The 17,335-nt window shown below is 70.2% G+C and carries 20 protein-coding genes; 12 read left to right on the top strand and 8 right to left on the bottom strand.

Annotation, left to right across the window (positions count from 1 at the left end):
• Positions 1 to 98: 98 nt before the first annotated feature.
• Entirely contained in the window at positions 99 to 266 is a 168-nt protein-coding gene (locus AB0H78_RS18975) for a DUF3117 domain-containing protein (protein ID WP_003966491.1), read from the top strand.
• Between the two features lie 152 nt (positions 267 to 418).
• Here the strand turns inward: AB0H78_RS18975 and AB0H78_RS18970 are convergent, their stop codons facing one another.
• On the bottom strand, positions 419 to 1,084 hold the full coding sequence (locus AB0H78_RS18970; protein WP_363235660.1) for an O-methyltransferase: 666 nt from the start codon (positions 1,082 to 1,084) through the stop codon (positions 419 to 421).
• Between the two features lie 127 nt (positions 1,085 to 1,211).
• Here AB0H78_RS18970 and sigE point away from each other — a divergent pair, with 127 nt between their 5' ends.
• The 5 genes from sigE (at position 1,212) to AB0H78_RS18945 (ending at position 5,727) form a co-directional block, all read left to right on the top strand.
• Entirely contained in the window at positions 1,212 to 2,003 is a 792-nt protein-coding gene (sigE, locus tag AB0H78_RS18965) for an RNA polymerase sigma factor SigE (protein ID WP_363235569.1), read from the top strand.
• A complete protein-coding gene (locus AB0H78_RS18960; RefSeq protein ID WP_363235568.1) occupies positions 2,000 to 2,926 on the top strand; it encodes a zf-HC2 domain-containing protein in 927 nt (308 codons plus the stop codon). The genes sigE and AB0H78_RS18960 overlap by 4 nt, the downstream gene beginning before the upstream one ends.
• 70 nt (positions 2,927 to 2,996) lie before the next feature.
• Positions 2,997 to 4,448: a trypsin-like peptidase domain-containing protein gene (locus AB0H78_RS18955; protein WP_363235567.1), complete on the top strand. Its 1,452-nt coding sequence runs from the start codon at positions 2,997 to 2,999 to the stop codon at positions 4,446 to 4,448.
• Between the two features lie 115 nt (positions 4,449 to 4,563).
• Complete coding sequence (locus AB0H78_RS18950) at positions 4,564 to 5,025, top strand: sec-independent translocase (protein ID WP_329122415.1); 462 nt, start codon at positions 4,564 to 4,566, stop codon at positions 5,023 to 5,025.
• A 60-nt stretch (positions 5,026 to 5,085) separates the two neighbouring features.
• On the top strand, positions 5,086 to 5,727 hold the full coding sequence (locus AB0H78_RS18945) for a hypothetical protein (protein WP_363235566.1): 642 nt from the start codon (positions 5,086 to 5,088) through the stop codon (positions 5,725 to 5,727).
• A gap of 69 nt (positions 5,728 to 5,796) precedes the next feature.
• Here the strand turns inward: AB0H78_RS18945 and AB0H78_RS18940 are convergent, their stop codons facing one another.
• Genes AB0H78_RS18940 through AB0H78_RS18930 form a run of 3 tightly spaced genes read right to left on the bottom strand, consistent with a single transcriptional unit; the run spans position 5,797 to position 8,781 of the window.
• On the bottom strand, positions 5,797 to 6,930 hold the full coding sequence (locus AB0H78_RS18940) for an Mrp/NBP35 family ATP-binding protein (protein ID WP_363235565.1): 1,134 nt from the start codon (positions 6,928 to 6,930) through the stop codon (positions 5,797 to 5,799).
• 44 nt (positions 6,931 to 6,974) lie between these two features.
• Positions 6,975 to 7,505 carry a DUF1003 domain-containing protein gene (locus AB0H78_RS18935; protein ID WP_363235564.1) on the bottom strand — a complete coding sequence of 177 codons (531 nt, stop codon included), beginning with the start codon at positions 7,503 to 7,505 and terminating at the stop codon, positions 6,975 to 6,977.
• Positions 7,495 to 8,781 carry a CBS domain-containing protein gene (locus tag AB0H78_RS18930; RefSeq protein WP_363235563.1) on the bottom strand — a complete coding sequence of 429 codons (1,287 nt, stop codon included), beginning with the start codon at positions 8,779 to 8,781 and terminating at the stop codon, positions 7,495 to 7,497. The genes AB0H78_RS18935 and AB0H78_RS18930 overlap by 11 nt, the downstream gene beginning before the upstream one ends.
• Before the next feature lie 189 nt (positions 8,782 to 8,970).
• Here AB0H78_RS18930 and AB0H78_RS18925 point away from each other — a divergent pair, with 189 nt between their 5' ends.
• Positions 8,971 to 9,732: a hypothetical protein gene (locus AB0H78_RS18925; protein ID WP_363235562.1), complete on the top strand. Its 762-nt coding sequence runs from the start codon at positions 8,971 to 8,973 to the stop codon at positions 9,730 to 9,732.
• Positions 9,733 to 9,775: 43 nt separating this feature from the next.
• Here AB0H78_RS18925 and AB0H78_RS18920 read toward each other — a convergent pair whose 3' ends face one another.
• Positions 9,776 to 10,282, bottom strand: coding sequence for a hypothetical protein (locus tag AB0H78_RS18920; protein WP_363235560.1), 507 nt, complete (start codon positions 10,280 to 10,282; stop codon positions 9,776 to 9,778).
• Positions 10,283 to 10,419: 137 nt separating this feature from the next.
• On the opposite strand from AB0H78_RS18920, the gene AB0H78_RS18915 reads away from it, so the two are divergent.
• Complete coding sequence (locus AB0H78_RS18915) at positions 10,420 to 11,313, top strand: DMT family transporter (RefSeq protein WP_363235659.1); 894 nt, start codon at positions 10,420 to 10,422, stop codon at positions 11,311 to 11,313.
• 9 nt (positions 11,314 to 11,322) lie between these two features.
• Here the strand turns inward: AB0H78_RS18915 and AB0H78_RS18910 are convergent, their stop codons facing one another.
• Entirely contained in the window at positions 11,323 to 12,438 is a 1,116-nt protein-coding gene (locus AB0H78_RS18910; RefSeq protein WP_363235559.1) for a magnesium and cobalt transport protein CorA, read from the bottom strand.
• Positions 12,439 to 12,809: 371 nt separating this feature from the next.
• Between AB0H78_RS18910 and AB0H78_RS18905 the strand changes: the two genes are divergently transcribed.
• Positions 12,810 to 13,394 carry a suppressor of fused domain protein gene (locus AB0H78_RS18905; protein ID WP_363235558.1) on the top strand — a complete coding sequence of 195 codons (585 nt, stop codon included), beginning with the start codon at positions 12,810 to 12,812 and terminating at the stop codon, positions 13,392 to 13,394.
• A gap of 6 nt (positions 13,395 to 13,400) precedes the next feature.
• Here AB0H78_RS18905 and AB0H78_RS18900 read toward each other — a convergent pair whose 3' ends face one another.
• A complete protein-coding gene (locus AB0H78_RS18900) occupies positions 13,401 to 14,618 on the bottom strand; it encodes an MFS transporter (RefSeq protein WP_363235557.1) in 1,218 nt (405 codons plus the stop codon).
• A 151-nt stretch (positions 14,619 to 14,769) separates the two neighbouring features.
• On the opposite strand from AB0H78_RS18900, the gene AB0H78_RS18895 reads away from it, so the two are divergent.
• The 3 genes from AB0H78_RS18895 (at position 14,770) to AB0H78_RS18885 (ending at position 17,036) form a co-directional block, all read left to right on the top strand.
• Positions 14,770 to 15,402 carry a DUF6758 family protein gene (locus AB0H78_RS18895; RefSeq protein WP_363235555.1) on the top strand — a complete coding sequence of 211 codons (633 nt, stop codon included), beginning with the start codon at positions 14,770 to 14,772 and terminating at the stop codon, positions 15,400 to 15,402.
• 106 nt (positions 15,403 to 15,508) lie between these two features.
• Complete coding sequence (locus AB0H78_RS18890) at positions 15,509 to 16,366, top strand: PHP domain-containing protein (RefSeq protein ID WP_363235554.1); 858 nt, start codon at positions 15,509 to 15,511, stop codon at positions 16,364 to 16,366.
• A 64-nt stretch (positions 16,367 to 16,430) separates the two neighbouring features.
• Positions 16,431 to 17,036: a MarC family protein gene (locus tag AB0H78_RS18885; protein WP_363235552.1), complete on the top strand. Its 606-nt coding sequence runs from the start codon at positions 16,431 to 16,433 to the stop codon at positions 17,034 to 17,036.
• A 63-nt stretch (positions 17,037 to 17,099) separates the two neighbouring features.
• Here AB0H78_RS18885 and AB0H78_RS18880 read toward each other — a convergent pair whose 3' ends face one another.
• Positions 17,100 to 17,252, bottom strand: coding sequence for a hypothetical protein (locus tag AB0H78_RS18880; RefSeq protein WP_206968883.1), 153 nt, complete (start codon positions 17,250 to 17,252; stop codon positions 17,100 to 17,102).
• Between the last annotated feature and the right edge of the window lie 83 nt (positions 17,253 to 17,335).

The following is a 17,335-nucleotide window of genomic DNA, read 5'->3' as shown; positions in this document are numbered from 1 at the left end:
CCTGGGATGCGGGATAATGGCTTGGAAGCAATGTGTTCGATGCCGGTGACACCTGGGTTGTCGGCTGCGATGAGCTGGTTTCAGGAAGGGGAAACAGCATGGCGGCCATGAAGCCGCGGACGGGCGACGGCCCGCTCGAGGTGACCAAGGAGGGGCGGGGCATCGTCATGCGCGTTCCGCTCGAAGGCGGCGGTCGGCTCGTCGTCGAGCTGACTCCGGACGAGGCCGACGCGCTCGGCGATGCGCTGAAGAAGGTCGTCGGCTGACGTTCTGAAGCCCAAACTTTTCGCTGCCCCCGGCCACACAGGCCGGGGGCAGCGTTGTTTGAAAAATAAGCCTCTCCGGCGATTGAGGAGCGGGGGCCTGGGAGCGGAGCCCCCAGGAAGGCGCAGGCTCAGCAGGACGCAGGCCTACCCGGTCAACCCCTTCGCACCGCGCAGAGCAGCCCGTCCCCGACCGGCAGCAGCGCCGGCAGCAGCTCCTGACTCTCCCGTACGGCCCGCAACAGCTCGCGCAGATGCAGAACCTCCGCCGGCTGAGCCGCCGAGTCGACGGTGCGCCCATCGGCGAAGACACCCTCGAAGCAGACGAGTCCGCCGGGCCGCAGCAGGCGCAACGATTCAGCGAGGACGTCCAGGGATTCCAGCCGGTCGCCGTCCACGAAGACCAGGTCGTATCCGCCGTCGGCGAGCCGTGGAAGCACGTCCAGGGCCCGCCCCGGGATGAACCGGGCCCGGTTGCCGGCGAACCCGGCCGCCCGGAACGCCTGGCGGGCGAAGCCCTGCCGTTCCGGCTCCGGATCCACCGTGGTCAGCACACCGTCGCGCCGCATCCCCTGCAGCAGATAGATCCCCGAGACGCCGGTACCCGTGCCGATCTCTGCCACGGACTTCGCACCCGCTGTCGCGGCCAGCAGTCGCAGCGCCGCGCCGGTTCCGGGTGACACCGAGGGCAGCCCTGAATCGCGGGCCCGGTCACGGGCCCAGCGCAGGGCTTCGTCCTCGGCGACAAAGGCGTCGGCGAACGCCCAGCTCGTCTGCCGGTTGGCGGTAATGGCCCTCTCCTGTCCCCGTAGTTGACGCAGAGTTGACTGTATCCGCTGCGCTCGGGAACCCGCAGATGGGACCGGGCGTTATGAGGAGGCAGGGGGGACGGTCATGAACAACGATTCCGGCAATCAGTCTTATCCGGAGCTAACGGGCGAGGTGGCTATGGTAGGGGCTCCACTGGACACCACCAGAGCCGACAGGGGAGGTGCGGCTGCGCCTGTGGATCGGGGAGGAGTGCTGCGGCGCTTTCTCAGGTCGGCGGGTGAGCCGAAATCCGTGACCAACAATGCTGCCGACAGCGCCATCGCCGCCGACTCTTCTACGGCTCAGACCGCGACGTTCTCCACGGACGCCGACGCGCAGGCGTGGACTCCGCCCTCATGGGAGGAGATCGTCAGCACGCACAGCGGCCGGGTGTACCGACTCGCGTACCGACTGACCGGCAACCAGCACGACGCCGAGGACCTCACCCAGGAAGTCTTCGTCCGCGTCTTCCGCTCGCTGTCGACGTACACGCCCGGCACGTTCGAGGGCTGGCTCCACCGCATCACCACCAATCTCTTCCTGGACATGGTCCGCCGCAAGCAGCGCATCCGCTTCGACGCGCTCGGCGACGACGCGGCCGAGCGGCTGCCCAGCCGCGAGCCGTCCCCGCAGCAGGTGTTCAACGACACCCACTTCGACGCGGACGTGCAGCAGGCGCTGGACACCCTGGCCCCGGAGTTCCGTGCGGCCGTCGTCCTCTGCGACATCGAGGGGCTGAGCTACGAGGAGATCGCGGCCACCCTCGGGGTCAAGCTCGGTACCGTACGCAGCCGCATCCACCGCGGCCGTTCCCACCTGCGCAAGGCGCTGCAGCACCGTTCGCCGGAGGCCCGCCGTGCCGAACAGCGTGCGCTGGCCGGGGTGACCTCCGGCTCGTCCGGGGCGGGTGGAGAGGACGGGACCGCGTGAGTGGAACCGGTCCGTCCCCTGCCGAGCAGCATCTCGGTGACCGGCTCGCCGCCCTGGTCGACGGCGAACTGAACCACGACGTCCGCGAGCGGGTCCTCTCCCATCTCGCGAGCTGTTCCAAGTGCAAGGCCGAGGCCGACGCGCAGCGCCGGCTGAAGAGCGTGTTCGCGGAGACCGCACCGCCACCGCCCTCCGAAGGACTGCTCGCGCGCCTCCAGGGGCTGCCCGGCGGACCCGGGGGTGACGACACGGGGCGTGGCGGATCAGGAGGATCGGCCGCCTTCGGCGCGGGAAGATTCGCCGAAGGCGTCTTCGGACTGACCCCCGCTTCCCGCGGGTTCTCCCCGGACCCACGGGAGACCTTCGGGTACATCCCGGCCAGGCCGCACCCCGCTGCCGCCACCGGTTTCCCGATCCACCCCGTCGGCCGTCAGGACACTGACCGCTCGGCCTCCTCCTCGCGACGCAGGTTCGCCTTCGCCGCCGCGAGCGCGGTCTCGCTGGCCGCGATCGCGCTGGGCGGCGCCATGCCGAACGGCGTGTCCGGCGCCCCGACCTCGGCCGGTGCGGGCGGCGGTGGCACCGCCGCCCCGCAGCAGACCGGCGGTCAGGCCGCTGTGGGTACGGAAGTTCTCCGCCGCCAGGGCGGAGCCGCTTCCGCTTCAGTGCTGTCGGCCGAGGAGACCGGTCCGCCGGCGACGGCGACGAGCACCTCGCCGATCACCGCGCTCTCCGCGCCCGTCGTCTCGACGGGGCCCTTGCAGGCACCGCTGTCGCACCCCCTGTCGGCGGCGCTGCTCACCGGCGCCTCACTGCCGCCGCTGATACCGGCAACCGCTCCGGCACCTTCCGTGGTGCCGAGTCCGGCGGCCACTCCGGCGGCCACCCAGCTTGCCGGGGCACCGCAGCTGACCCGGCACTGACAACCTGGTTGAATCCCAGCAGGGGTGCCTCCACGGGGCACGCAGGAACTGGGGCGGGTGCGGGACGAGCATGGACGACGGGAAGCCCACGGGGCCGAAGCCGAAGTGGTGGAGCAGGCCCGAACACCGGCACGCGCCCGTTCCTCCGGAGCCCGTTCCGGGGTCCGGGCCGCAGCCGCAGCCGCAGCCGCAGCCGTTGCACGCGCCCGACCCGTACAGCACGCCGCCCTACGGCGGCCCCGGACCCTGGGCCCCCGCGCCGCCCGTACAGCGGCCGGTGCCGACCCCCGCTGGGGGCACACCGGTTCCGCCGGGGCCGGGGCCCGAGTTCGTACCTCCGCAGCCGCCGCCCTCGCAGTGGATGAACTACGACCCCTGGGCTGCCAGGCCGCTGCCCGCGGCCCCCGTGCGGCGCAGGCGCAGGGGCGGGGTCGTGGCCGCCGTCCTGCTCGCCGTGGTCACCGGTGTGGTGGGCGGTGGCGTCGGTGCGTACATCGAGCGCAACAACGGGATCTCCCCGGACGTGAAGCTTCCGCAGGCCGCCGAGGAGGCCAAGGGCCGGGCACCCGATAGCGTCGCCGGCATCGCGGCCAGCGCGCTGCCCGGCGTGGTCACCCTGCATGTGAAGGGGGACAGCGAGCAGGGCACCGGCACCGGGTTCGTCCTGGACCGCGAGGGTCACATCCTCACCAACAACCATGTGGTGGCGCCCGCTGCGGCCTCCGGCGAGATCTCCGTCACCTTCAGCGGCGGCGAGGTAGCCCAGGCCGAGGTCGTCGGCAAGGACAGCGGTTACGACCTTGCCGTGGTCAAGGTGACCGGCGTCTCGGGCCTCAAGCCGCTGCCCCTGGGCAATTCCGACAACGTCCAGGTCGGCGACCCCGTGGTGGCCATCGGCGCCCCCTTCGACCTCTCCAACACCGTGACCTCGGGCATCATCAGCGCCAAGGGCCGCCCCATCACCGCCGGCGGTGAGAAGGGCGACGGCAGCGACGTCAGCTATGTCGACGCGCTGCAGACCGACGCCCCCATCAACCCGGGCAATTCCGGCGGCCCGCTGCTCGATTCCAGGGCCCGCGTCATCGGCATCAACAGCGCGATCCGGGCGGCCGACAACGGCACGGGGACGACCGGCGCCCAGAGCGGCTCCATCGGCCTCGGTTTCGCGATCCCCGTGAATCAGGGAAAGCGCGTCGCCGAGGAGCTCATCAACACCGGCAAGGCCACCCACCCGGTGATCGGCGTCACACTCGACATGCAGTTCACCGGCGACGGCGCACGGGTCGGGGACAAGGCGAAGGACGGCGGCCCGTCCGTGGCGGCGGGCGGTCCGGGGGCCAAAGCCGGGATCCGGCCGGGCGACATCGTCACCGCCGTCGACGGCGGGCGCGTGCACAGCGCGGAGGAGCTCATCGTGAAGATCCGCGCGCACCGTCCGGGCGACCATCTTGAACTCACCGTGAACCGTACGGGGCGTGAGGTGTCCGTCGTGCTGACCCTCGGATCGGCGAGCGGCACGTGAACGTCATCTTCTTGGCAATCCAGAGGTACCGCCGTGACAGCTTGGACGGGTACCGTGAACGAAGCCCGGACCGACCCCGACCTTCGGGCCGCGGAGCACACGAGGAGCAAGCAACGTGTTCACTGACGTAGGCCCACTTGAAATAGTGACGCTCGTGGTCCTTGCCGTGCTCGTCTTCGGTCCGGAGAAGCTGCCGAAGGTCATCCAGGACGTCACGCGGACGATCCGCAAGATCCGCGAGTTCTCGGACAGCGCGAAGGAAGACATCCGCGCGGAGCTCGGCCCCGAGTTCAAGGACTTCGAGTTCGAGGACCTCAACCCCAAGAACCTGGTGCGCAAGCACCTGCTGGACGGCGACGACGACGCGCTGGGGCTGAAGGAAATCCGCAGCAGTTTCGACCTCAAGAAGGAAATCACCGACATCGCGGACACGGTGACGGGCAAGGAGAGCGCCACCAGTTCCGTGGCCTCCACGCCGACCACTTCCGCGAACGGCAGCGCCACTCCTGACCTGCTGAAGAAGAGCGACAAGCCGGCCGTCGAAGAGCGCCCGCGCTTCGACGACGACGCCACCTGAGTATTCTCCATCTGGTCCGGCAGTCAGGACGCCCGAGGGGGGCGGGCCGCGCCGGACCCGATGGATCGAGGAGGCGGCCAGGCAGTGGAGACGACGAGTCAGGCAGGCCCGCGCACGGTTGACGAATACCTGCGCGCGCCTTTCCCCTGGTACGGACTGGACGAGGCCTTCACCGGGCCGCGTTGGCTGATGCAGGTCGGCACCGCTGCCGACGGCACCGTGCAGCACGGCTCGACGGGGCACGGGGACGAACCGTCGTCGATACGGACTTCGGACAGCGGTCAGGAGCGCGAGCGCTTCGCCGTCGTGGTGACGGTGGCCTCCAACCCGCTGCGGCGCAGCGGCGACGGCACAGGCGTGCTGGAGGCCACCTCGGTCTCCTCGGCCGCCTGGCTGGCCGGTTCGGGTCTGCTCGCCTACACCTGGCCGGCGCAGATGGACCACACCCTGCGCGACGACTGGCTCGACCAGCAGACGGAGACCGCGTTCGAGCTGGCCGACGACCTGGCAGGCCCCGAGTGGTCCTCGCTGTCGCTGCCGGTGGACGGTGTCGCGACCCGGTTCGCCTACCGCGAGTCCGAGTTCGGCTGGGTCCTGGCCGGCTCCACCGAGGGCGGGGTCCCGCTCGGTGCGTACGGGCGCGGGATGAGCGCGTACGGTCTCGGGTTCTCCGTGGTGCAGGACATCACCGCGTACGAGTAATCACGGACACGCAGGCATACGTAAGGGGCGGCCACCTGGGTGGCCGCCCCTTACGTCGTCGCACGCGCTCTAGAACTTGTTGCGGGGCGTGACACCCAGCGACATGCCCGCAAGCCCCCGCTGACGGCTGCTCAGCTTGCCCGCGATCGCGCGCAGGGCGGCACCCGCGGGGGAGTCCGGGTCGGTGAGGACGACCGGCTTGCCCTCGTCGCCGCCCTCGCGCAGCCGCAGGTCGATCGGGATCGAGCCGAGGACCGGGACGGTGGCGCCCGTCGTCTTCGTCAGACCGTCGGCGACCTTCTGCCCGCCGCCCGTACCGAAGACGTCGACCATCTCGTCGCAGTGCGGGCACGGCATGCCCGACATGTTCTCGACGACGCCCACGATCTTCTGGTGCGTCTGTACGGCGATCGACCCGGCGCGCTCGGCGACCTCGGCGGCCGCCTGCTGAGGCGTCGTCACCACGAGGATCTCGGCGTTCGGGACGAGCTGGGCCACGGAGATCGCGATGTCGCCCGTGCCCGGCGGCAGGTCGAGGAGCAGGACGTCCAGGTCGCCCCAGTACACGTCCGCCAGGAACTGCTGCAGCGCGCGGTGCAGCATCGGACCGCGCCACACCACCGGCGCGTTGCCCGGGGTGAACATCCCGATCGAGATGACCTTCACGCCGTGCGAGGACGGCGGCATGATCATGTTCTCGACCTGGGTGGGCTTCCCGTCCACGCCCAGCATGCGCGGCACGCTGTGGCCGTAGATGTCCGCGTCCACGACGCCGACCTTCAGCCCGTCGGCGGCCAGCGCGGCCGCGAGGTTCACCGTCACCGAGGACTTGCCGACGCCGCCCTTGCCGGAGGCGACCGCGTACACACGGGTCAGCGAACCGGGCTTGGCGAAGGGCACCTCGCGCTCGGCGGTCCCGCCGCGCAGCGACGTCGCCAGATCCTTGCGCTGCTCGTCGCTCATCACGTCGAGCTCGACGGAGACCGAGGTGACGCCCTCGACGCCCGCCACCGCGTCCGTCACGTTGCTGGTGATGGTCTCGCGCATCGGGCAGCCGGAGACGGTCAGGTAGACCGTGACAGCGACCGCACCGTCCGCCCCGATGTCGACCGATTTGACCATGCCGAGCTCGGTGATCGGCCGGTGGATCTCGGGGTCGTTCACTGTCGCCAGCGCTTCAAGCACCGCGTCTTCCGTAACCATGACCCCGATGTTACGGCGCAGGCACCCCCTCCCGGACAGGGCGGTCAGCGGTCGCCTTCGTCACGTGGCCCCGAGGGCTCGTACGGGAATACGCTGCGCTGCTTGTCCAGCTCCCTGACCAGGTCCTGGAGTTCGGAGCGGATCCAGTCGCGGGTCGCGACCTCGCCGAGCCCCATCCGCAGCGAGGCGATCTCGCGGGTCAGATATTCCGTGTCGGCGATGGAGCGCTCGTTCTGCTTGCGGTCCTGCTCCAGATTCACGCGGTCGCGGTCGTCCTGGCGGTTCTGCGCGAGGAGGATCAGCGGGGCCGCGTACGAAGCCTGCAGCGACAGCACCAGGGTCAGGAAGATGAACGGGAACGGGTCGAAGCGCCAGGCGGACGGCGCCATCGTGTTCCACACGACCCACACGATGATCACCACCGTCATCCAGACGATGAAGCGCCCCGTCCCGAGGAAGCGCGCGACCTGCTCCGAGAGCCGCCCGAAGGACTCCGGGTCGTACTCGGGCAGGAACCTCCGGCGCGGGGCCCGCGGCTGGTCCAGACGGCGCCTGGGGGACGGCTCAGTGCTCATCGCGCACCTCCCCGTCATGGGCATCCCCGTCGTGGAACTCCGTCTCGCGCCAGTCGTCGGGCAGCAGATGGTCGAGTACGTCGTCGACCGTGACGACCCCGAGCAGCGACCCGTTCTCGTCCACGACCGGGGCCGAGACCAGGTTGTACGCCGCCAGATAGCTGGTCAGCGCCGGCAGCGCGGTGTTCGGCGGCAGCGACGGCAGGTCGGTGTCCGCGATCGATCCGACCAGTGTGAACGGCGGGTCGCGCAGCAGCCGCTGGAAGTGCACGGTGCCCAGGTACTTGCCGGTGGGCGTCTCGTACGGCGGCCGGCAGACGTACACCTGCGCCGCCAGCGCGGGCGACAGGTCCTGCTGGCGTACCCGGGCGAGCGCGTCGGCGATCGTGGCGTCGGGCCGCAGCACGATCGGCTCGGTCGTCATCAGACCGCCCGCGGTCCGCTCCTCGTAGGAGAGCAGCCGTCGCACGTCGGCGGCGTCGTCGGGCTGCATCAGGGTCAGCAGCCGTTCCTGGTCCGCCTCGGGCAGCTCGCTCAGCAGGTCGGCGGCGTCGTCGGGGTCCATCGCCTCCAGGACGTCGGCGGCCCGCTCCTCCTTGAGCTTGCCGATGATCTCGACCTGGTCGTCCTCGGGCAGCTCCTCCAGGACGTCGGCGAGCCGGTCGTCGTCGAGGACCGCGGCGACCTCGGCACGCCGCTTGGGGGAGAGGTGGTGCAGGACGTTGGCGAGGTCGGCGGGGCGCAGCTGTTCGTACGTGGCGACCAGCGACTCCGCGCCCTGGCCCTCCTCCTCCAGCGAGAAGCCCGTCACCGATGACCACTCGACGGTCAGCGTCTCGCCCTTGCGGCGCAGGGCGCCGCCCTTTCCCTTGCGCACGAAGACCTTGTCGATCTCCCAGTCGCGGCGGGCGGGAAGCTGCGTGACCGATACGTCGAGCACGGTCACCTCCTCGCCCCCGTCGACCAGCCGCACCCGCCGGTCCAGGAGCTCGCCCAGGACGAGGCGTTCGGTGGGCCGCTGCTCGAAGCGGCGCATGTTGACCACGCCGGTGGTGATGAGCTGGCCGGTCTCGACGCCTGTCACGCGAGTCAGCGGGAGGAAGATCCGCCGCCGGGTGACCACTTCCACGACCAGGCCGAGGAGCCGGGGAGGGCGGTTGCCGACGCGCAGCATCGCCACGAGATCGCGGACACGCCCGACCTGGTCGCCGTTGGGGTCGAAGACGGCGACGCCGGAGAGGTGCGAGACGAAGACCCGGGGGGCGCCTGCTGCCACTGCGCGCGCCTCCTTCTGCCCAGGTCCGCCGTGCGATTCACGGTTCAGGCTAGCCCGTGACGGCAGGGGGCGCTCTTGAGGGGCGCCCGTACGGAGTTCGTACGCCGTCCGCACGGGGTCCGCACAGCGGCTCCTTCGATGCACGTAGGCCGCACAGGTACGCTGCGGTCTGCTGTTGAGGACACCCGCATGAGAGGCAGTGCGCTTGTGGCTGCATTCCCCCAGGTCGCCCGAGCCCGCCGAGCCGCGGTCGCCGGGGCCGTATGTGCCGGTCTGGCCGCATCGCTCACCGCGTGCGGCAGCGAGGACCCCGACGCCGGGACCAACGGCGTCGGCAAACTCTCCGCTCAGGAGATCGAGACGAAGGCGCGTACGGCCGTCGACGGCGCGCACGCGGTACGGCTGTCGGGGACGCTGATCGGCAAGGGCGGCTCGTACAAGCTGAACATGCAGCTCAAGGCGGACGGCGGCACCGGTTCGGTCACCTCGAAGAACAGCACGTTCGCGCTGCTGCGGGTCGGTGACGCGCTCTATGTGAAGGCCGACGCGGGCTTCTGGGACCAGGCGGACGGCAAGGGCGATGCGACCGCCGCGGACAAGCTCGACTCGAAGTACGTGAAGGTGCCGCAGGGCGACCCGGCGTACAAGCAGTTCCGTGGCTTCACCGACATGAACGGGCTCCTGGACGGGCTGCTCAACCTGCAGGGCGAGCTGGACAAGGGTGACCGGGCGACGGTCGGCGGGATCCGCACGGTCCGGATCACGGCCGGGGACGAGGGCGAGGGCGGCACGCTGGACGTCTCGCTCAAGGGGACCCCGTACCCGCTGCGCTTCGCGCGGGCCGGTGGCGCGGGGGTCCTGCAACTCGCCGACTGGGACAAGGACTTCACCCTCGCCGAGCCCGGCAAGGACGAGACGGTCGATTACGGGCGCCAGCTCCCGAAGACCTGACCTGACCCAACCCGACCCGACCGGTCCTGGCGGCCCGACCTGCTCAGCGCTTGCGGCGCTTGAAGAGGAGTGAGGGAAGCGCCGCCGGCACCGGCTCGCGCGTGGTCGCCGTGGTGACCGGCGGTGCGGTGGCCAGAGACCCCTCGGGCATCTCGGTCGACACCGCCGAAGGCTCCAGCCGCAGGATCCGGCACTCGCGGGCCCAGCGCTCCACCATCTGCTCGCCGTCGGGCGCGTTCAGGCGCTTGCCCTTGAGCTCGGCGACCGCGGCGTCCCAGGCCTCGCTGCCGGGCGCGATCTCCTGGACAGCGGCCGTCCAGACGACGAGCCGCCCGCCCTTGTCCTTGCTGCGTACGGTGACCTCGGCGCTCCCGCCGTCGGTGAGCCCTTCGAGCGGCTGCTCACCGGGGCCGTCCCCCAGCAGGTAGGCGGCTCCGTCGAGCCATACGTGCCAGAGCGCACGGGCCTGGCCGGTGCCCCGCACCCAGATCAGCCCGGACTTCTTGGTGGCCTCTTCGGCAAGGGCCTGCGTCAGCAGCGACTCGGTCATGGGCCCAGGGTAGGCGGGGTGTCGGGCGGCGCGGGAACGGGTCCATGTCCAGGGTGCGGATGGACAGTTCCAAAGCGTACGTACGCCCCTTACTCTGAACCGTGCCCATCACCCGCTCCCCGCGGACCGCCGCCCCCGTGCCGCTCGCCGCCCCCGCGCCCGCCCTCCCCCGTGCCGACCTCGTGCTCCTCGCGGTCGCCATCGCCGGCGTCTCGCTGTCCGCGCCTCTCATCGCCGCGACCGCCGCCCCGGCCCTGGCCATCGCGTTCTGGCGCAACGCCATCGCGGTGGGCGTCCTGGGACCTGTCGCTCTGCTCAAGCGGGTCCACCGCACGGAGCTGCGCACGATGGGCGGCCGCACGGCCCTGCTCGCGGTCGCTGCCGGGGCGATGCTCGCGCTGCACTTCGCGCTCTGGCTGCCCAGCCTCCGTATGACCTCGGTCGCCTCGTCGACCGCGCTCTGCACCACCACCCCGATCTGGACCACGCTCGCCCTTCGGCTGCGCGGCAAGCAGGTCGCCCGCATGGTCTGGGCCGGGTGCGCCGTGGCCTGCGTCGGCGTGCTCATCCTGAGCGGGGTCGACATGAGCCTCTCGCCGCGCGCCGTGCTGGGCGACGCGCTCGCGCTGGCCGGCGGGATCGCGGCCGCCGGTTACGTCCTGCTCGGCGCGGAGGTGCGCCGGACGGTGTCCACGACCTCGTACTCCGTGCTCTGCTACTCCACCGCCGCCGTGCTCCTGCTCGCGGGCTGCCTGGCGACGGGCGCGCAGCTCGTCTCGTACGACGCCGGAACCTGGGCCAAGCTCGCCGCCCTCACCTGCGCGGCGCAGCTCATCGGCCACACCATCCTCAACCGGGTCGTCCGCAGCCTCGGCCCGTCCGTGACCTCGACGTCGATCCTCCTGGAGACCCCGGGCGCGGCCCTGATCGCGGCAGTCTGGCTCGGCCAGCTCCCGCCGGTCGCCGCCTATCCGGCGCTGGCGGTGATCCTGGTGGGTCTCCTGCTCGTGATCAGGGGCGAGCGGCAGTGACGGTGAGGGTCAGAGCCAGCCGTTGCGCTTGAGCGTGCGGTGGATCGCCAGACAGATGCCGACGATGCCGGCCATCGCCACCGGGTAGCCGTACTGCGAGTGGAGCTCCGGCATGTGCTCGAAGTTCATCCCGTACACGCCGGTGATCATCGTGGGTACGGCGATGATCGCGGCCCACGCCGTGATCTTCCGCATGTCCTCGTTCTGCGCGACCGTCGCCTGCGCCAGGTTGGCCTGCAGGATCGAGTTGAGCAGCTCGTCGAAGCCGACGACCTGTTCCTGCACCCGGGCCAGGTGGTCGGCGACGTCGCGGAAGTACTTCTGGATGTCGGGGTCGATCAGCCGCATCGGCCGCTCGCTGAGCAGCTGCAGCGGCCGCAGCAGCGGGGACACGGCCCGCTTGAACTCCAGGACCTCGCGCTTGAGCTGGTAGATGCGGCCCGCGTCCGTGCCGCGCGAAGTGCCCTTCGTGGGCTCGGAGAAGACATCGATCTCGACCTCGTCGATGTCGTCCTGCACAGCGGACGCGACCGCCAGATAACCGTCCACCACCTGGTCGGCGATCGCGTGCAGTACGGCGGAGGGCCCCTTGGCCAGCAGTTCGGGCTCCGACTGCATGCGGTGGCGCAGGGCGCGAAGGGAACCCTGTCCGCCGTGCCGGACCGTGATGACGAAGTCCCGGCCGGTGAAGCACATGACCTCGCCGGTCTCCACGACCTCGCTCGTCGAGGTGAGTTCGGCGTGCTCGACGTAGTGGATGGTCTTGAAGACGGTGAAGAGCGTGTCGTCGTACCGCTCCAGCTTGGGCCGCTGGTGTGCGTGGACCGCGTCCTCCACGGCGAGCGGGTGCAGCCCGAACTCGGCCGCGATACCGGAGAATTCGGCCTCGGTCGGCTCGTGCAGCCCGATCCAGGTGAAGCCGCCCGCGTCCCGTACCCGGTGCTGCGCGGCGCGCGGCGTGAGGCAGGCGTCGCCGTCGACGCGCAGCCCCTCGCGGTAGACCGCGCAGTCGACGACCGCGCTGCTGGCGGAGGGGTCGCGGGTGGAGTCGTAATTGCTGTACGGGGCGTTGCCCTTGCGCTGGGACGGGCGGACTGCTGCGCGCAGGTCACGGATCATCGACATGGCAGGCTCCTTCACGGAGGGGCCGTCGGCGACGGTGGCACTGCCCGGAATGGGGACGTTTCTGCGTGACGTCCGCAAAGCGGGCGGAACCGCATCATCGCGGATGGCGGCTTTCGCTACAGACACAGACAAAGCAAAACGAAGTGCTCTTCCGGCGTGCGAAGTGCCCAGTCTCAGAGCAGATGAAGGGCGGAAGAGCGGCATGTACTGCCCGGTCGACTAGGTTCTCGATCCATCGCAGTCCCACCTCCTCCGGCCGGTCCCCCGTGGGGGACGATCAATGCTGCCCTGACCAGCGGCCAACCTTATCAGCCGACTACAGGCCCAACCCCGTTCTTTGCCCGTTCCATACGCGCCTTATGCTCGCGAGCATGGACGAAGTTCTTGCTCTGGTCGAAGCCCGGCTGCGCTCCGCACTGGGCGAGCCGGACGCACGCGCCGCCGTGACCTTCCTCGGTACGGACCGCATTGAGGTCCTGCGTTTCATCGACGGCGATGTGGTGCGCTACGCCACCCTCGGCATGTCCGCCCAGCCGATGGCCGATCCGACCGCCGCTCTCGCCGACCCGGTGAAGGGCCCGCGAGCCGAGCTGGTCCTCTCGGTGCGGGCCGGTCTCGCCGACACCGACAAGGCGCTGCGGCCGCTCGCCGTACTGGCCGCGTCCCCGCAGGTCGAAGGGGTGATCGTCGCTCCGGGCGCCTCGCTCGACGTGGGTGAACCGCTCTGGCCGGGGGCGTCGTTCAGTTCCGTACTCGTGGCGGAACCGGGCGGTCTCGTCGAGGACCTCGACCTCGACGCGCCCATGGACCCGGTCCACTTCCTTCCGCTGCTGCCGATGACGTCCAACGAGGCTGCGTGGAAGCGGGTGCACGGCGGCCAGGAGCTCCAGGAGCGCTGGCTGGCACACGGAACGGACCTGCGCGATCCGCTGCGCAGGTCCGTGACGCTGAGCTGAAGCAGGCTAGTTGGCGAAGACGGAGACCCCGTCCTCGGTGGCGTGCGTCTCGGCGAACTCCTCTTCCTCGTGTACGAGGGCCGAGCGCCGCACCCACACCACGCCTGCCCCCACGACCGCGGCCGCGGCGGCCACCACGAACGGGATGTGGATGTCGGTCCACCCCTCGATGTGCGGCGCCAGGAAGGGAGCCGCTGCGGCGGCGAACCAGCGGACGAAGTTGTAGCCCGCGCTCGCCACCGGCCGGGGCGCGTCCGAGACGCCCAGTGCCAGCTCCGTGTAGATGGTGTTGTTGAGGCCGATGAAGGCACCCGAGATGATCGTGCAGACGATGGCGGTCGCGTGATTGCCGTAACCGAGCACCACCAGGTCCGCCGCGAGCAGGACCAGTGAGCCGCCGAGCACCTTGAGGGTGCCGAACCGCTTCTGCATACGGGGTGCGACGAGCACCGAGAAGACGGCGAGCAGGAGGCCCCAGCAGAAGAACACCGCGCCCGACTTGTACGGCGTCATGTTCAGCACGAACGGCGTGAAGGCCAGCACCGTGAAGAAGGCGTAGTTGTAGAAGAATGCGGATCCGGCGACCGAGGCGAGCCCGCCGTGGCCGAGTGCACGGATCGGATCGAAGAGCCCGGTCTTCTTCGCGGGCCTGGGCTGTTCCTTCAGGAACGCCGAGATGCACAGGAAGCCGATGGCCATCAGGGCGGCGGTGCCGAAGAACGGGTAGCGCCAGCTCGCGTTGCCGAGGGCCGCGCCGAGCAGCGGGCCGCAGGCCATGCCGAGGCCGAGCGCGGACTCGTACAGCAGGATGGCCGCCGCGCTGCCGCCGGCCGCGGCGCCGACGATGACGGCGAGCGCGGTCGAGACGAAGAGCGCGTTGCCGAGCCCCCAGCCGGCCCGGAAGCCGACCAGTTCGCCCACCGAGCCCGAGGTGCCGGAGAGCGCGGCGAAGACGACGACCAGGGCGAGCCCGACGAGCAGGGTCTTCTTGCCGCCGATACGGCTGGAGACGTAGCCGGTGACGAGCATCGCGACCGCGGTGATCAGGAAGTACGAGGTGAACAGGAGCGAGACCTGGCTGGCGCTCGCGTCCAGGCCCTTGGCGATGGACGGCAGGATCGGGTCCACCAGGCCGATGCCCATGAAGGCGACGACGGATGCGCCCGCGGTGGCCCAGACGGCCTTCGGCTGCCGCAGGAGGCTTCCTGGTTCGGCTTCGCTCATGACTGCCTCAATCTCTCCTCGACTGGTTGTGTTATACACACAATAAGTTAGCCGAGCTAATAAATGCAAGATGCATCTAGTTTCGGCCGGTCAAGCCCGGACGGGTGATCGTCCTTGACGCGGCGACGGGTGGGGAGGACCGTTGAGCTCTATGAGGGGCGAACCCAGTTGCCCGAAGTGTGGTGGCCGGGTCAGGGCGCCCGGTCTCTTTGCCGACTCCTGGCAGTGCGATGTGCACGGTGTCGTTCATCCGCTGCAGCCGGTGATCCCGCCCAGCGTCGAGGCGCTCGGCGTGGTGGTGCACCGCGCGCAGGTCCCGGTGTGGATGCCGTGGCCCCTGCCGGTCGGCTGGATGTTCACCGGAGTGGCCTGCGCGGGCGACGACCGCAGCGGCGGCCGCGCGACCGCCGTCGTCTGCTCGGGGCCAGGCCCGCTCGGCGGTTTCGGCGAACTGATCCTGGTCGCCGAGGAGCTCGGCGTCGGACTCGGTGCGCGGTATGCGGGGATCGAAGGCCCCGACCCGGGCCCGCACATGAAGGTCGACGAACCCCCGCACACCAAGGTCCTCGCCGCAGGCCGCCCCACCCCGCTCTGGCACGTCAACGCCCCCGCCGACCGCGCGGTCTTCGCGGGCGAGGCGCGCGGGCTCTGGCTCTGGGCGATCGTCTGGCCCGAACAGTCGGGGCTCCTGATGTACGAGGAGCTGGTGCTCACCGATCTGCGCGACGCGGGCGGAGAGGTGGACCTGGTGCCGGTCGGGGCGCTCTCGCCGCGCATCCTCTAGCGTCGCGCCGGCTTCCGCGGCAGGATTCCGGGCGTCCGGATCTGTTCGATGCGCCCGTTATCCTGGATCGTCCCCTGTACGTCCCCCAGCCCCGGAGTCACGCGTCGTGCGCATCGACCTGCACACCCACTCCACGGCTTCGGACGGTACGGACACCCCGGCAGAGCTGGTCCGCAACGCGGCCGCCGCCGGACTCGACGTGGTGGCGCTCACCGACCACGACACCACCCGCGGCCACGCCGAGGCGATCGCCGCCCTGCCCGACGGACTGACGCTCGTCACGGGTGCCGAGATCTCCTGCCGCATCGACGGCGTGGGGATGCACCTCCTCGCGTACCTCTTCGACCCCGAGGAGCCGGAGTTCCTGCGCGAGCGCGAGCTGGTGCGCGACGACCGTGTGCCGCGTGCGCAGGCGATGGTCCGCAAGCTGCGGGAGCTGGGCGTCCCGATCGACTGGGAGCACGTCGCGCGCATCGCGGGCGACGCCTCGCTGGGCCGTCCGCACATCGCCACCGCGCTGGTCGAACTCGGCGTCGTGGAGACCGTCTCGGACGCCTTCACGCCCGAGTGGCTGGCCGACGGCGGCCGGGCGTACGCCCACAAGCACGAGCTCGACCCCTTCACCGCGATCCGCCTGGTCAAGCAGGCCGGCGGCGTCACCGTCTTCGCGCACCCGCAGGCCCTCAAGCGCGGTCGGTGCGTGCCCGAGTCGGCGATAGCCGAACTCGCCGCGCACGGCCTCGACGGCATCGAGGTCGACCACATGGACCACGACGCCGCGACCCGCGCCCGACTGCGCCCGCTCGCGGCCGACCTCGGGCTGCTCGCCACCGGCTCCAGCGACTACCACGGCAGCCGCAAGTTCGTGGAGCTCGGGGAGTGCACCACCGACCCCGAGGTGTACGGCGAGATCACCCGTCGGGCGACGGGTGCCTTCCCGGTGCCCGGCGCCGGCGGACGCTGACCGGGACCGCCGGGTCTCCCCTCCGTAACCCCCTCTTCTCACCCCTCACGCGCAAGGCCTCACTGTGTTCGACGTTGCCGTTTTCGGATCCCTCTTTGTCACGCTTTTTGTGATCATGGACCCCCCTGGGATCACCCCGATCTTCCTCGCCCTCACCGCGGGCCGGCCCGCCAAGGTCCAGCGCAAGATGGCGCTGCAGGCGGTGATGGTCGCCTTCGGTGTGATCGCCGTCTTCGGCCTGCTCGGCCAGCAGATCCTGGACTATCTGCATGTCTCCGTCCCCGCGCTGATGATCGCGGGCGGTCTGCTGCTGCTTCTGATCGCGCTCGACCTGCTCACCGGCAAGACGGACGAGCCGACCCAGACCAAGGACGTCAACGTCGCGCTCGTACCGCTCGGCATGCCGCTGCTCGCGGGCCCCGGCGCGATCGTCTCGGTCATCCTGGCCGTGCAGCACGCGGACACCGCGGCGCAGCAGGTCTCGGTCTGGGTGGCGATCGTCGCCATGCACATCGTGCTCTGGGTGACCATGCGCTATTCGCTGCTGATCATCCGCGTGATCAAGGACGGCGGCGTGGTCCTGGTGACGCGTCTCGCGGGCATGATGCTCTCCGCGATCGCCGTGCAGCAGATCATCAACGGCGTCACCCAGGTCATCCGCAACAGCTGAGAACGCAAGGCGCCCCCGTGCATGTGCACGGGGGCGCTTCGTCTTCAGTAACGTACTTAAAGGTTACGAAGCCGAGCTGTCGGCCGGTCGGATGTAGATGCGCTGGCCGATTGCGGCGGCCTGCTGCACGATCCGGTTGACGGAGGCGGCGTCCACAACGGTGCTGTCCATGGCGGTGCCATCGACGTCGTTGAGGCGCATGATCTCGAAGCGCATGGCTTCTCCCTTCGTCCGATCCTCCTGGTGGAGAACTGTGTGTAGTGCAGTTATTGACTCTGCTCCTGTGCTGCGTCAGGGCG

The organism is Streptomyces sp. NPDC050738 (assembly GCF_040654175.1).
GTDB lineage: Bacteria > Actinomycetota > Actinomycetes > Streptomycetales > Streptomycetaceae > Streptomyces.
Note: the sequence above shows the minus strand (reverse complement) of the source record. Positions and strands in the feature narration are given on the sequence as shown.